The organism is Malaciobacter sp. (genome assembly GCF_055140965.1).
This window is the reverse complement of sequence record NZ_JBSRRO010000004.1, coordinates 64,543-80,175: the sequence shown is the minus strand read 5'-3', so window position 1 is coordinate 80,175 and position 15,633 is coordinate 64,543. Positions and strand designations below refer to the sequence as shown.

Sequence of the window (15,633 nt, the reverse complement as noted above, 5' to 3'; positions counted from 1 at the left end):
ATATATCAAGATATATTGATGTATTTTTTAATACAGTTTTAATAAAATTAAAGAATATTTAATTAAAATCTTGTTTATTTTGTGACTATTAAGGTTGATATGAAAAATTATTCTAAAATTAAAATGGCATTTTTATTTGTTGTTTTTTGTAATGTATTAGTGGATATTTCCCATAAGATTATTCTTCAAAATATTGCATTTAAAGTTTTTGATGGAGCTACTCAAGTTTTTTGGATATCCATAATAAATCTTTTAATAATCACCCCTTTTATATTATTATTTTCTTTTAGTGGATACTTAAGCGATAGATTTAATAAGCGAGATATTTTAATATATGGGGCATTTTCTTCTTTTAGTTTAAGCTTATTGATACTTCTTGCATATATGTTTTCAAGTTTTTACTTAGCAATGTTTTTTCTTTTTTGTTTAGCTATTCAAAGTGCTATTTATTCACCTGCAAAGTTTGGAATAATAATAGATATTTATGGTAAAAATAATATTGCTTTAGGAAATTCTCATTTGCAAGCTATTTCTATTATTGCAATTTTATTTGCTATGGCTGTTTTTTCTTATATTTTTGAAACTTTTTATACTACATATAATTTAAGTATTCTTTCAAATGAAAATGAATTATTAAATAGTGTAATGCCACTTGCTTTTTGTATTATTCCTATTGCTTTTTTAGAGCTTACAGTATCATTTTTAGTATTGAAAAAATTAAAAATAAACAAAAAAAGAAAAGCTTATGCTTTTGATTTAAAAAGATATATCAAAGGTGACTTACTTGCAAAAAATATAAAACACATTACATCAAATCATATAATATTTTTATCAATTATAGGTCTTAGTGTTTTTTGGGCTGTTTCACAAGGTATGCTTGCAGTATTTCCATCTTATGCAAAACAGTATTTAAATATACAAGATGTATTTATAATAAATATAATTTTAGCCTCAAGTGGAATAGGAATTGCATTGGGAGCATTTTTTTATTCAAAGTATTCAAGACATTATATTGAAGTAGGAACCATTCCTATTGCAGCCATATTTATGGCAACAACAATTTTTACTTCTACTTTACTACAAACGCCAACACAACTAATAATAAATTTTATATTTTTTGGTTTCTTTGGAGGCTTGTTTATTGTTCCTTTAAATTCATTGATTCAATTTAATAGTAAAAGAGTAAAACTTGGGACTATTTTAGCAGGAAGCAATTGGCTTCAATCAATTTTCATGTTTGCAATTTTAGTTATGACAACTATTGTTTCATATTATAATTTAGATACTTTATATACAATTTATATTTTACTTGCAATTACTATTATTGGTGCTTTTTATACAGTTATATCAATTCCTCAATCTATGATACTATTTTTTTTAAAATTTATTGTTGGTTTAAAGTATAAGCTTGAAGTTAGTGGAGTTGATAATATTGATTCAAATAAAGGAGTTTTACTTTTAGGAAATCATGTTTCATGGATTGATTGGGCAATAATTTATATGGCAACTCCAAGAGATATTAAGTTTGTAATGGAAAAATCAATTTATGAAAAGTGGTATTTAAACTGGCTTTTGAAGTTTTTTAATGCCATATCTATTTCTAGTTATTCAAGCAAAAAAAGCTTTTCAATAATTGCAAATGAACTTGATAAGAAAAATGTAGTAGTGATTTTTCCAGAAGGAGCAATTACAAGAAATGGACACTTAGGAGAGTTTAAAAAAGGTTTTGAAAGAATTTTATCTTTAACTACACAAGATGTAGATGTGGTAGCTTTTTATATAAGAGGTTTATGGGAGAGTATGTTCTCAAGAGCAAATAAAAAATTTATTCAAAATAGAAGAACAAATTTAGTTACAGTTTCCTTTTCAAAACCAATAAAAAAAGATAAAGCAAATGCAAATAGAATCAAAAATGAGGTTTTAGATTTATCTACTACAGCTTGGGTAGAGCATATAAAAAATATGCAAACTGTTCCTTGTGAAATTTTTGATAGATTAAAGCAAGTAAAAACAAAAACTATAATTACAGATTCAACAGGACTTACATTAAGTGCATATAAATTTTTAACTGTTTCAATACTTTTTAAAAATCTTTTAAAAAAGTATGAAGAGAGTAGTATCGGTGTTATGCTTCCTGCAAGTGCTGCTGGAAGCTTTATAAATACAGCTTTATTAATGCTTGGAAAAAAAGTAATAAATGTAAACTATACAAGCTCTTTTAAAGTAGTTGTAAATTCACTTAAAAAAGCAGAAGCAAAAAGAGTAATAACTTCTAAAAAGTTTTTAGAAAAATTAAAAGACAAGGGAATAAATCTTGATGAATTAGAAAATAATTTTGAACTTATTATTTTAGAAGAGGAAAAGAAAAAGTTATCAAAATTAAAAGGATTAATAACTTTATTAAGTGTAGTTATTCTTCCAAGTTTTATATTAAAAACTTTTCATATAAAAAAAATAAAAAAAGATTCAACTGCACTTATTATGTTTAGTAGTGGAAGTGAAGATACTCCAAAAGCAATTGAATTAAGCCATGATAATATTGTTGGAAACTGTTCACAAATTGCAAATGTATTAAATGTAAAAGATGAAGATATTATTTTAGGTTCATTACCTCTTTTCCATGCTTTTGGAACAGTTGTAACGACTTTTTTACCTTTAATGGAAGGAGTTTTCACAGTTTGTAGTGCAGACCCAACTGATGGTCAAACTATTGCAAAACAAGTTAGTAAATATAAGGTTACTATTATGTGTGGAACTTCTACTTTTTTTAGGCTTTATACAAAAAATAGAAAAATAAATCCTTTAATGTTTGAGTCTTTAAGGTTTGTAATAGCAGGTGCAGAAAAATTAAGTGAAAAAGTTGCAAATGAGTTTTATAAAAAGTTTAATAAGCAGATTTTAGAAGGTTATGGGACAACTGAAACTTCACCTGTTGCAGCTTGTAATTTACCTGATATTGTTGCTTCTGATTTTAGTATTCAAAAAGGAACATTAAAAGGAAGCGTTGGTATGCCAATACCTGGAACTATGATAAAAATAGTTAATCCTGAAACCTTTGAGCCTTTAGAAGTTGAAGAAGAAGGAATGGTTTTAATAAGTGGTATTCAGGTTATGAAAGGCTATTTAAATGATAAAGAAAAAACAAAAAGTGTATTAAAACAAATAGATGGTAGAACTTGGTATATCACAGGTGATAAAGGCAAAATAAATAGTGAAGGATTTTTGAGCATTGTTGATAGATATTCAAGGTTTGCAAAGATTGGTGGAGAGATGATAAGTTTATCTTTTATAGAAAGAAAAATTGAAAAACTTATTGATGATGATGTTGAAATTGTGGCAAGTGCTATGAAAGATGAAAAAAAAGGAGAGAAAATAGTTTTGCTTTTAAGTAATATCTCTTCTTTAAAACTTCAAGAGTTAAAGCAAAAAATTAAAAACTCTTTTGATAATAAACTTTTAATTCCAAGTGAATATAAAGTAGTAGAACAAATACCAAGACTTGGTAGTGGAAAGATGGATTTTAAAGCTGTTTCTAAATTAGCTTCAAATGAAGATTAATCTTCATTTGAGCAAATAAGATTGATAATTTCATCTTGTTTCCCACAAAAAGTTCCATTTTTCTCAATCAAAATTAAATCTCTTGTGTAATTTTTAGTACTAGCAAGTTTAGCACTTTCAATCTCGATATTAAAATCATCAAATATTTTTGCAATATAAGCAAAAAGTCCTTTTTGATCTTTTGTTTTTACTTGTAGTGAAGCTAGGTATGGACTATGATTGCAGTTTGCAATAACTTCACTTTTTTTGATAACAGGTTTTTTAGTTTTTGTTATCTTACTCATATCAAATGAACTTTCAATTATTTGTTTAACAAGCTCAATATCTCCTTGATCAACTTTTTCACTAAAAGTAATCTCAAAAGCTTTTTTCTCATCATAAAGTTTAAAAATATTCATACTAAAAATATTTAAAAACTCTAATTTACCAAGTAAAAAACCTAAATTTAAAGGAATTTTTCTAATTATTCTAATAACCAATTGTTCATCATTTGTGATTTTATAAATATAGCTATTTACATCTTTTGCTTTTATTGCAATATCTAAAATATCTTCAGCTTTTAATCTTAAGAAAATTTGATTTGATGAGATATACTTTATTTTTCTTTTCATAAGATTAGATAACTCTTTGTATCTTTTTAAATTTTTAATTGTATTGATTTTTGCAACCCTTCTTGAGCTTTCTTTTAATAACTCAAGATTCTCAAAAGCTGGAAGTGATTGAAAATAGAGTTCTTTTAAAAGTGAAGCCGTTGAGCTATTAAACACATTTTTACCAACTGCTGAGATATCAGCATAAGTTACAATATAAAGCATTTTTAACATTTGTCTTGATTTTACAATACCTGTAAATGCTAAGATTATTCTTTCAGAGTATATATCTTCATTTTTAGCATAAGCACTCATTTTATTATGATATCTTACTAATTGACTTCCCATTTGCACTTGTTTGCTATCAAAATCTAAAGAAAGCATGAAATTCTTAGAGAGTTTTTCTCCTGCTATATGATGATCTCCAGTTCTTCCTTTTCCTACATCATGTAAAAGTGCAGCAAGTTTTGTGACTGATTTTTCACTAGGAGTTAGTGAATCATAAATCTCTTTGATAAATGTATCTTCAATATTTTCAATCTTTTTTAAGGTTTTTATTGAGTGTATATCAACTGGGTGTTGATGATATCCATCAAATTGAGGTTGATTTATTATTTTTTTTGTAATAGGTATTATTGCTTTAAATAAATTTGAATTATATAAAAGTTTTATTATTGGATATAAAGATGTTTTTAATAATAAAGCTTTAATGTTTTTCTTTAATTCATTTGTTTGTTTTGTAGGAACTTTGATTTTACTAGCATAATAAATATAAGATCTATCAAAAGATTTAACTTCTTTTGGTAAAGATATTAACTCTTTTAAAAATAGATTTAAACTTATAGGTTTTCTATGAAAAGATGTATAAACTTTTCCCTCAAATAAATAAAGGTTCTTTTTAAGTCTTGTACTTTTTAATAGTTTTAATTCAGTATTTTGTTTTAATAAAACTCTTGCAAACTTTTTTACCATTACAGTAGAAAAGAAATGAATATTGTGCAATGAGTACAAAAGTTTTGACATACATTGTCTCTCTTTTGTATATCGTGGTTTATTTACAAAGCCAAGTTTTGAACTAAGCTCTGGCAATACATCAAAGTTTACAACATCTAATTTTCTTTTTGAGATATTGTGAAGTGCATTTCTAACTTGAAAAATATACTCCAATGAACTTCTATATATTTTGTGTTCTTCTTCTGTTATCTCTTTGCCTATTAAATCTTTAGTATTTTGTGTGCCATAAAGAATATAAGACATCCAAGAAATCATATTTGATTCTCTAAGTCCTCCATATCCATCTTTTATATTTGGCTCCATTTTTAGTGGATATTTTAAAAGTCTTTGTTTATGCTCTTCAAGTTTTTCAATTACAAAATCTTTTATATCTGTTTTTCTAATACTATTTAAAGTATTCTCATAAGCAAACCAAAGATATTTTGAACCACAAATTACCCTTGATTCAATAATTGATGTTTTTATTGTAATATCTTCTTTTACAGCATCTTCTATCTCATTTAGTTCATGAACTCTTGAACCTAGTTTTAATCCACAATCCCAAGCAAGAGTGATAAAATCCTCCATAATCTCTTTTAAATTATAACCTTTAATATCTTCATAAAGTATCATTAAATCAATATCAGAATAGATGCAAAGTTGTTCTCTTCCATAACTTCCAAGGGCAACTAAAGTAATAGGAATAGATGTACTCATAGGCTGGTATGAGCCAAAATGTTTTCTTAGAATATATTTATATAAAGAAGTTAAAAATTTATCTGTATGTTTTGTATTTTTTACAAAGAAATCTTTACCTCCTGTAGTGTCAAGTACAATATCAATCGATTTTTTATACTCTTTTATATGATTTTTAAATACCTTTGATATCTCAAAATCACTTGCATTATTTGAGATTAACTCTTCTACTTTTAAATTAACTTCATTTAAATTAAATTCACTAATCATAATAACTCTTTATGTATATCTAGTTTTTTTCTTAAGGTAATTCTATTTAATCCCAAATATTTTGCCATTTGAACTTGAGATTTATATTTTTTCTTGGCTGCTTTTAATAAAGGTACTTCAAAAAGATATAAGAAATCTTTATAAGAGTTTTCTCCTTGTAAGTTTGTAAACATGTAGTTTTCTAAAAACATTAAAATCTCATCTTCGCCTACTGTTTCAAAAAGATAAGAAAAGTATATAGACTTTCTTAAGCTATGAGCATTTTTATTTGTATTTAGCATAAGTTTTGAGGGAAGTATTTTTTCTGTTCTTAAAACTTTACTTGCCTCATTTGAAAACTTTTGAGTTAGTAGTTTTAAATCATCTTCTCTTTGATTTAAAGGTGGAATTGAAAGGGTAATAGAGAAAAAATCATTTAATTTTGGATTTAGTTTTTTTGCTTGTGTTGTTGCAATTATTCTAATCTCATTCTCTTCTATCCAAGATAAAAGAAGATCAACATTGGTTAGTTCTTCAATTTTTTCTATAATAATAGTTTGTTTATTAATATCTAAAACTTTTTGAGAAATATCTTTTTGAAGTTCATAGCATGTAAATATTTTTGCATCAGGAGTTATAAACTTTGCTAAAGTTTTCTTTCCTACTCCTGTTTCCCCATATATTAAAGCGTGAATATTTACAGCTTGTAAAAGTTTTGCTGAATTTAAAATCTCTTTAGAGTTTGATGATGCGGCTATAAACTCTTGCATTTTTTATCCTTTACTTTTTCTTTTTATCTAAATAAACAAATATTGCTAAAGCAACTAAGATTATTGATACACCAGAGATTAAATATAATGCATTAATCATCTCTTCATATCCATCAATAGCTATTTTAAATACAACAATTAAGGCTTCAATTGATAGAGCAATAATAATAGTAATTAAAAATTTTGTTATCATTTTTGTTTCAACTCTTGAACTTTTTGCATAAGATTTGAAAAATACCTCTTGTTCTAAAATGGTTTTTGCTAAATCAAAAATAGCCATACCTAAAGTAAGTGCTATTATTGGTTTAAACATAAACTCTAATTTAATATCTTGATTTTGAAATAAATATAATACAAAATCATATAATGAAAATAAGATTGTAATTACTGCTAGTGTAATCATTGAAAAGCCTACAAAAAGATAAAAACTTCTTGTCATAGCATGAAAAGGTTTATGTAGTTCAATTAAATTTAATTTTTCAAGTAAGATATCCAATCTAAAATCTAAAAATATAATTTCATCATCTTCTTTAATTGATACTGTAATACAGTTATTTCTAGTGGCACTACTTATATAAGGTTTTGAAAAAGCTATATGATTATTTTTTAATTCAAGTTTTGAAATTAAATGTGATCTATCTTTATCTTTACCTCTATTATCGGTTTTATTCTTATAAATATCATCTGAAGTTTGATGCTTTGTATTTTTATCTACAATATATACTAATTCAAGTGAAGGAAAAAGATTAAATAGTTGTGCAAAATTTATTTTTTTATGTGAAGATAATCTTCCTATATTTCTCAAACTCTCTTGTAGAAAATAATCAACTTTATCTTGGTTTTCTTCATATACTTCTAAAAACTCTCTCATTAGTACTCCTTTTGATACTTTAATAATACTAAAATTAAAAGCTATTTATATTATAAAGTATGTATAAAAACTATTCAATTGTATATAAATTAATTTTATTTGTAAAGGTCTTAAATAAAAGATTTAAAATAAATGAATAAAAAATATATAATATATTGTATATAAAATATACACTAAGTATGTTTACAATCTAAAATTTATGTTTTATACTGAAAGCATAAAAACCAAAAGGAGACTTATGGAAAATTTTGCTGATGTAAAATATATCTTAGATGGGTTCTTGTTTGTATTTGCAGGAATTCTTGTTATGTGGATGGCAGCTGGGTTTGCTATGTTAGAAGCTGGTCTTACTAGAACAAAAAATAATGCAACTGTACTAACAAAAAATATTGCACTTTTTGCAATATCTTGTATTATGTTCTATTTTGTAGGATACAACTTTATGTATGGAGATGGTTCATCATTTATTGGAAGTGGAGCTATGCTTTCAGGTAAAACAAATGAAGCGATGGGATATCCAGTTATGGCTGATTTCTTTTTTCAAGTTGTATTTGTAGCAACAGCAGCTTCTGTTATCTCAGGGACAATTGCAGAAAGAATGAAACTATGGCCATTTCTTATATTTGTAGTTATATTAAGTGGTGTAATTTATCCAATTCAAGGTCACTGGACATGGGGTGGAAGTGAATTAGGTGGAATTCTTGCAGGTTTTTCTGATTTTGCTGGTTCTACAATTGTACACTCAGTTGGTGGTTGGGCTGCACTTGCTGGAGTTTTAATTCTTGGAGCAAGAAAAGGCAAGTATGGTAAAGATGGTAGTGTAAGACCAATTCCTGGTTCAAATTTAACACTAGCAACACTTGGTACATTTATTTTATGGATGGGTTGGTTTGGATTTAATGGTGGTTCACAATTAGCTTTAGGAAGTAAAGCAGATATTGATGGTATTGCTTTAGTTATTGCAGATACAAACATGGCAGCTTGTGCTGGTGCAATAGCAGCAGCTATATTGACACAATTAATTTACAAAAAAGTAGATTTAACAATGGTGTTAAATGGTGCTTTAGCAGGACTTGTATCTGTAACAGCAGGACCTGATTTGGGAATGGTTATTTCTTTTATTGAGGGTATTGTAGGTGGAGTTTTAGTTGTAATTGCAGTTCCTTTATGGGATAAATTAAAAATTGATGATCCAGTTGGTGCGCTTTCTGTTCACTTAGTTGCAGGTATTTGGGGAACATTAGCAGTTGGTATTTTTAATCCAGATGTTTCGTTTTTTGCACAAGTTAAAGGTGTAGTTATAATTGGTATTTTTGTATTTGTTTCATCATTTATTGTATGGAAAGTTCTTGATTTAGTAATTGGATTAAGAGTTGATGAGGAGACAGAAATCAATGGTCTTGATATTCATGAAACAGGTTTAGAAGCTTATCCTGAATTCAAAAGATCATAATCTATATAAAGGATTGACAAATGAAAAAAATTGAAGCGATTATTAAACCTTTTAAACTTGATGATGTAAAAGAAGCCTTAGTTGATTTAGGAATCACAGGCATGACAGTATCTGATGTAAAAGGTTATGGAAGACAACAAGGTCACTCTGAGCTTTACAGAGGTGCTGAGTATATTGTTGATTTTCTTGCAAAAATCAAAATAGAAGTAGTTGTAAATGATGAAGATGTTGAACAAACAATAAAAGCAATTATTGAATCTTCTAAAACAGGGAAAATTGGTGATGGTAAAATCTTTGTTACACCCTTAGATGAGGTTGTAAGAATTAGAACAGAACAAAGAGGTTCTGAAGCAGTTTAAAAGGGGCAAAGTGCCTCTTTTTAAACAAATGTATAAAATATATACAAAAAAAATAGTTCTACTTTTTAATTTCTTATTATAATTATTCTATAAAAATCATTTAGGGGATAATTTATGGAGATTGAATCAATATCTTATGTGCTAGATACCTTTTTTGCTATTTTTGCAATGGTATTAATCATTTTTATGGTTCCAGGTTTTGCTATGCTTGAAGCAGGACTTGTAAGAACAAAAAATGTTACAGCAGTCTTAACAATCAATACTTTAATTTACGCAGTTGCATCTTTAGCATTTTTACTTTTTGGATACTCAATTGCATTTGGTGATTTTGGAAGTGATAGCATGAGTAAATGGGCAGCTTTTCTTTTTCAAATGGCATTTGTGGGAAAAGTAGTAAATATTATGAGTGGAGGAGTTAGTGAAAGGGCAAAGGTTATTCCTTTGGCATTTTTTACAGTAATAATGGCATCTATTATTTATCCTCTTGTAGTAAATGTTACTTGGGGTGCAAACTTTTTAGAAAATACAATATTAAATTTAAGCATGTATGATTTAGCTGGTTCAACTGTAATTCATAGTACAGGAGGTTGGGCATTACTTGCTGCAATTTTAATTATTGGAAATAGAAAAGGAAGATATCCTAAAACTGGAGGAGTTAGAGTAATTCCAGCTTCAAATATTCCTTTAGTTACTTTAGGTGCAATGTTATTATGGATTGGTTGGTTTGGATTTAATGGTGGAAGTGTTGGCTCAATTGCTAGTAAAGAGAGTGCAAATGCAGTTGCACTTACTATTTTAAATACAAATACAGCAGGACTTGCAGGAGCTATAATGGTATCTATTATAATGTATATAAAGTATTTAAAGTTAGACTTAACAATGATATTAAATGGAGCGTTAGGTGGTTTAGTTGCAATTACTGCTGGACCTGATTTATATAATATTTATACACCCATATTAATTGGTGCAATTGGTGGAGCTTTAGTTGTATTTGCAGTATCATTTTTTGATAAACTAAGAATTGATGATCCAGTTGGTGCCCTTTCTGTTCATTTAGTAAATGGTATTTGGGGTACTTTAGCTGTTGGTATATTTGCTAGTAATGGTCAAGATATTACATTTTTTGGACAGTTAAAAGGAGTCTTTGTTGTTGGAGTATTTGCTTTTATTGTTTCATATGTGATTTTATTTGTGTTAAATAAAATTGTTACACTTAGAGCACATAGCGATGAAGAGATGCAAGGCTTGGATGTTCAAGAGTGTGGTCTTGAAGCATATCCTGAGTTTAAAAGAGCATTTTAATGCTTCTTGGTATTTTAAAATTTAAGATAATTTTAATTTAAACAATTTTTGTTAAAATATAAGAACTAAAAAAAGGAAAAGTAGTGAAGAAAATAGAAGCAATTATTAAACCATTTAAATTAGAAGATGTAAAAGATGCATTAAGTGAAGCTGGTATTACAGGTATGACAGTTTCTGATGTAAAAGGTTATGGAAGACAGCAAGGTCATTCTGAACTATATAGAGGCGCTGAATATGTTGTGGACTTCTTGCCAAAAATTAAATTAGAGCTTATTGTTGCAGAAGATCAAGTAGATAATACAATCTCTATAATTACAGAATCAGCAAAAACAGGAAAAATAGGTGATGGTAAAATTTTTGTTAGTAGTATTGAAAAAGTTGTAAGAATTAGAACAGGAGAAGAAGACGAGGAAGCTATTTAGTATGCAAAAATTTATAATTGATTCACCTTTGGACATGCATCTTCATTTAAGAGATGAAGATATGCTAAAACTTGTAGCTCCACATACATCACAAACTTTTGCAGGTGCATTAATAATGCCAAATTTAGTTCCTCCTGTAACAACAAAAGAGGCTTTAATTTCTTATAAAAATAGAATCTTAAAAGCATGCGAAGGGGACACTTTTATTCCATATATGACTCTATTCTTTCAAAATAATTATTCTTATGAATTTTTAAATGATATTAAAGATGAAATAATAGGAATTAAATTATATCCAGCAGGTATTACAACAAATTCAGAGACTGGTGTCTCTTCTATGGATGTAGATGTTTTAAGACCTACATTAGAAATAATGAGCAAGTTAAATATTCCTTTATGTGTTCATGGTGAAACAAATGGTTTTGTTATGGATAGAGAAAAAGAGTTTATGCCAATTTATGAATCTTTAGCATTAAATTTTCCTAATTTAAAAATTATAATGGAGCATATAACTACAAAAGATGCGGTTGAGCTTTTAAACAAATATGACAACCTATATGCAACTGTTACTTTACATCATCTATTGATTACGCTTGATGATGTAGCTGGCGGAGCTTTAAAACCACATCTATTTTGTAAACCTATAGCCAAAAGATATGAAGATAAAGAAGCTTTATTACAAGCAGCATTAAATGCTCATCCTAAGCTAATGTTTGGAAGTGATAGTGCTCCTCATCCTAAACATAAAAAAGAGTGTTGTGGTTGTGCTGCTGGGGTATTTACATCTCCTATTGCATTACAAGTATTAACAGAACTTTTTGAAAAATATGAAAAACTAGATAATTTAAATGCATTTGTTAGTTTGAATGCACAAAAAATATATGATTTTGAACCTTTAAATAAAAAAATAACTTTAATTAAAAAAGAGTTTGAAGTGCCAAATATTTATGAATATAAAAATGAAAATGTAGTTCCAATGTATGCAGGTGAAAAAATTAATTGGAGTATAGAAAGTATATTATAAAGTAAGCCTTTGCTTACTTTTAATAAATACCTTTTTCTGCTAATAAACGCTTGATATTTGCATTTGTTTCTTTTGCTTTTTGTTCTCTATCTTCTCTCATTATTCTTAATATATCTAGAGTTTCTTGTTTTTCATGATCAATATTTGCCTCAATTTGAACAGCTTTTCTATTATTTGAAATTCCAGAGAGTCCAACAAATTTTTCTTTATTATTAATGTAAAGTTTTGAAGATGAAGAAGTTGCATTTTTATTAAATACAATTACATCACCTTTTTTTAGATTTAATATATCTTCAACATTCATCTCTGTTTCTGCCATAATTGCTTGAATGTGCATTTTTGCACCTGAAATAAGTGTTGTTATATCTCTTCTTCTACTGATTTTTCTATTTTTCCCCTCAGAGAAAATTCTTTCAACAATTTTATTTAAAAGTTGTTCAATATAAGAAATAGGGTAACAAATAGACAAAAAACCTGATTCTTCATCAATAGTAATTTCAAGTACAACAAGTAAGACAATTTCATGATCAGAAATAATTTGAATTGCATTGGCATTTGTATCTCTTGATTCTATTTTGAAATTTAAAGTAGTTACTTCATCCCAAGCTCTATACATATGTTTTACAAACATTTTATAGAAGTGATCAAAAATCTCTACTTCAATTTCTGTTAATTCCCTATCTAAATTATCACTTGCAGCAACTGCTCCACTTCCTAGAAGTTCTGCAATTATTTTATGTGAAATTCCAGGGTTGCACTCAATTACTATTCTTCCCTCAAGAGGTTTAATTGATAGTGTATTAAGAGAAGTTAACTGAGGAATTGAAAGAATAAACTCTCCATAAGTCATTTGCTCAATTGAGTAAAGTTTTATATCTACAATTTTTCTAAGCATTGCTGAAAGATCAGTAATTAAATCTCTTAGCATCTTATCATGTAAAGTAGAAAAAGCTTTAAATTGTTCATTTGAGATTCTATTTGGTTTTTTAAAATCATAAATTGAATAGTTTTTTTCTTTAGATATAGGTTTTTCTTCGACGGTTGTGTCGATATCTTCACCTTGTTCGGCTATATCTAAAAGGGCATCAATCTCATCTTGACTTAAAAATTCAGCCATTCTTATCCTCTTATTTCAACTTCAGCATCTATTGAACCTAAGTCTTTAATTAATTTTATAGTTTCAATTATATCTGTAATAGGTAACTTCATTACTTTCATTGCTCTCATTAAATCAGAAACTGTTGGAGCACTTTTTGTGTTAATTAGGGCGTTGTCTATATTTACTTCTGCTGGGTTATTTCCAACTTTTACATCATCACCAATGTCAACACCTCTATTTATAGCTCTATCATTCCAATCTTCTTCATTTAAGTTGGATTTTTTTACTCTTAAAGTAAAGTTATCTCTACTTATTGTAACGGGGTCAATTTTGATATCAGCACCCGCAATTATAATCTCTCTGTTCATGTCAATTATGATTTTTCTTTTAAATGAATCATCAAGTTCAATATTTTGAACAACTGATAAAAATTTTACAATAGACATTGTTGGCGGTTTTTTTATTTTAATAGTTCTTGTATCAATAGCTTTTGCAATTCTTTTACCAAATCTAGCATTAACTTTTTTCTCAATTGCATCAGCATGTTTTGCACTATTTTTAAATAAACTTAAAGTTATCTCTTCTTCATTCCCTAATGTAAAATCAACTTCATTTTCTATTGTAGCACCATTATATATAAAACCAGTTGTTAAGTTTTTTAAATCAGCTACAACTGTACCTTGACCTAAAGCATAAACATTTCCATCAACACCTTTTAATTGAGTTAATAAAAGTTGCCCATGATCAATAGATTTCGCATCACCAATTGCAGAAACTTTAATTTTTATTTTATCCCCTTGCCTTGCAAATGGGGGAAGTTTTGCTGTTACCATAACTGCTGCAATATTTTTTGATTTTATTGAAGATGTTGGAATTTTTATATATGAATTTCTAAGAAGATTTTGCAGTGATTGCATTGTAAATTGACTTTTATCACCTGTTCCTGCAAGACCAACAATTAAGCCATATCCTATTAATTGGTTATCTCTAATACCAACTACATTTGAAATATCTTTAATTGTTTGTGCAAAAATTGATGATGTTAATAATAATAAAATAGCTAATATATTTCTCAATGAAACACCCTTGTACAATTTCATTCAATTTTATCTAAAATTTTATAAAATAAAGGTATAATCTACATAAAAATTATTTTAGGGTACTTTTTGAATATATATATTTATGGAAATGATGACTTTAAAGAAGAGATAGATAATCTTCTTGAACATTCAAATGTTAAATTCAGACTTGATGAAAATAGCTCTATTATTGAGCTTAAGAATCTAGATGAACTTAAAGATGCAATAGAAGAAAATCCTGAAGATATATATTTAATTGATGACTCAAAAATTATAAAAAAGAAATCTATTAATTCAAAATTTAAGTTTTTAAGACCTAAAGATGGCATAGAACAAGAGTATTTACTTGATCATGGAATAGGCGATATGTCTGTTGATTCTTTAGATGAATTAACAAAACATATTATTTATAAGCTTGATAATGAGCAAAATAGTATGATTGATGATGGCGTTGAAGAATCAATTAGAGATATAGTTGATGAAGCTTATGAGGTGAGCGATGAAGACTATCCTGAACTTGATGATGAATTAAGTTCATTATTAACTCATATTGATCCAAATGAAGATGATGATATGCAAGATTTCTTTGATAAAAGTCCTAAATTAGATGATGATATAATTGCAACTTCATCTAAAGATTACTTTGAAGATTATATAAATGAAGATCAAAAGCCTCAAACTTATGAAGATGTGATGACTCATTTGGAAGAAAATAGTTTAAATACACAAGACTTAGGTGAAGATGAACTTTTAAATGCTTTGGATGAACATGAAGCTACAGAAGCAGATTTAAGTGATCTTGATGAGCTTATGAATCTTCCAGAAGAAGAGATTCAAAGTGATATAAAAGATGATATAATAAGTAAAGATAAAATTGAAAATATTAAAGAAAATATATCTTTAAAAGGAGAAAATATGGCAAATGAGTTTTCAGAATTAGATAGTTTAAATGAAAATGATGTTTTATCAGCACTTGAAGGCTTGAGTGAAAATATTGAGCCAACAAACTCAATGCCAAGTATTGAAGAGGTTAAAAGTTCGCCAAATAAAACAGAAGAGAATAATACAATAAAACTTGATAGTAGCAATAGTACAGATATTGTTGCTTTAATTCAACAATTATTAAATAATAAAACTTTGGAGATTACTGTAAAGATTAAAGATTAAT

12 protein-coding genes are annotated in these 15,633 nt (G+C 27.3%); 7 read left to right on the top strand and 5 right to left on the bottom strand.

Annotated features, from left to right (window positions below):
* Positions 1-99: 99 nt before the first annotated feature.
* Positions 100-3,558, top strand: a complete 3,459-nt coding sequence (locus ACTCCZ_RS02645; RefSeq protein ID WP_079577707.1) for an acyl-[ACP]--phospholipid O-acyltransferase — start codon at positions 100-102, stop codon at positions 3,556-3,558.
* On the opposite strand, the gene ACTCCZ_RS02640 is transcribed toward ACTCCZ_RS02645, so the two are convergent.
* From ACTCCZ_RS02640 to ACTCCZ_RS02630, 3 genes are read right to left on the bottom strand one after another with little or no spacing between them, the layout of a single operon-like run.
* Complete coding sequence (locus tag ACTCCZ_RS02640) at positions 3,555-6,107, bottom strand: [protein-PII] uridylyltransferase family protein (protein WP_079577706.1); 2,553 nt, start codon at positions 6,105-6,107, stop codon at positions 3,555-3,557. The two genes, ACTCCZ_RS02645 and ACTCCZ_RS02640, sit on opposite strands and share 4 nt — an antisense overlap.
* Positions 6,104-6,856: a sigma 54-interacting transcriptional regulator gene (locus ACTCCZ_RS02635; protein WP_079577705.1), complete on the bottom strand. Its 753-nt coding sequence runs from the start codon at positions 6,854-6,856 to the stop codon at positions 6,104-6,106. Before ACTCCZ_RS02635 ends, ACTCCZ_RS02640 begins: the two co-directional genes overlap by 4 nt.
* A gap of 10 nt (positions 6,857-6,866) precedes the next feature.
* Entirely contained in the window at positions 6,867-7,727 is an 861-nt protein-coding gene (locus ACTCCZ_RS02630; RefSeq protein WP_079577704.1) for a hypothetical protein, read from the bottom strand.
* Between the two features lie 238 nt (positions 7,728-7,965).
* On the opposite strand from ACTCCZ_RS02630, the gene ACTCCZ_RS02625 reads away from it, so the two are divergent.
* The 5 genes from ACTCCZ_RS02625 to pyrC all read left to right on the top strand — a co-directional run bounded on the left by ACTCCZ_RS02625 (position 7,966) and on the right by pyrC (position 12,287).
* The gene (locus ACTCCZ_RS02625) at positions 7,966-9,180 is read left to right on the top strand and encodes an ammonium transporter family protein (RefSeq protein WP_079577703.1); all 1,215 of its coding nucleotides are present in this window, start codon (positions 7,966-7,968) and stop codon (positions 9,178-9,180) included.
* A gap of 20 nt (positions 9,181-9,200) precedes the next feature.
* The gene (locus ACTCCZ_RS02620; RefSeq protein ID WP_079577702.1) at positions 9,201-9,539 is read left to right on the top strand and encodes a P-II family nitrogen regulator; all 339 of its coding nucleotides are present in this window, start codon (positions 9,201-9,203) and stop codon (positions 9,537-9,539) included.
* Positions 9,540-9,653: 114 nt separating this feature from the next.
* Positions 9,654-10,841 (top strand): ammonium transporter family protein, encoded by a 1,188-nt coding sequence (locus tag ACTCCZ_RS02615; protein WP_079577701.1) that lies wholly within the window; start codon positions 9,654-9,656, stop codon positions 10,839-10,841.
* 83 nt (positions 10,842-10,924) lie between these two features.
* Positions 10,925-11,263, top strand: a complete 339-nt coding sequence (locus ACTCCZ_RS02610) for a P-II family nitrogen regulator (protein WP_079577700.1) — start codon at positions 10,925-10,927, stop codon at positions 11,261-11,263.
* 1 nt (position 11,264) lies between these two features.
* Positions 11,265-12,287 (top strand): dihydroorotase, encoded by a 1,023-nt coding sequence (pyrC, locus tag ACTCCZ_RS02605; RefSeq protein WP_079577699.1) that lies wholly within the window; start codon positions 11,265-11,267, stop codon positions 12,285-12,287.
* 19 nt (positions 12,288-12,306) lie between these two features.
* On the opposite strand, the gene fliM is transcribed toward pyrC, so the two are convergent.
* Together fliM and ACTCCZ_RS02595 are read right to left on the bottom strand one after the other, a co-directional pair.
* On the bottom strand, positions 12,307-13,404 hold the full coding sequence (gene fliM, locus ACTCCZ_RS02600) for a flagellar motor switch protein FliM (protein WP_079577698.1): 1,098 nt from the start codon (positions 13,402-13,404) through the stop codon (positions 12,307-12,309).
* A gap of 2 nt (positions 13,405-13,406) precedes the next feature.
* Positions 13,407-14,462, bottom strand: coding sequence for a flagellar basal body P-ring protein FlgI (locus tag ACTCCZ_RS02595; protein WP_228145292.1), 1,056 nt, complete (start codon positions 14,460-14,462; stop codon positions 13,407-13,409).
* Positions 14,463-14,552: 90 nt separating this feature from the next.
* On the opposite strand from ACTCCZ_RS02595, the gene ACTCCZ_RS02590 reads away from it, so the two are divergent.
* On the top strand, positions 14,553-15,632 hold the full coding sequence (locus ACTCCZ_RS02590) for a hypothetical protein (RefSeq protein WP_079577696.1): 1,080 nt from the start codon (positions 14,553-14,555) through the stop codon (positions 15,630-15,632).
* Position 15,633: the final 1 nt, after the last annotated feature.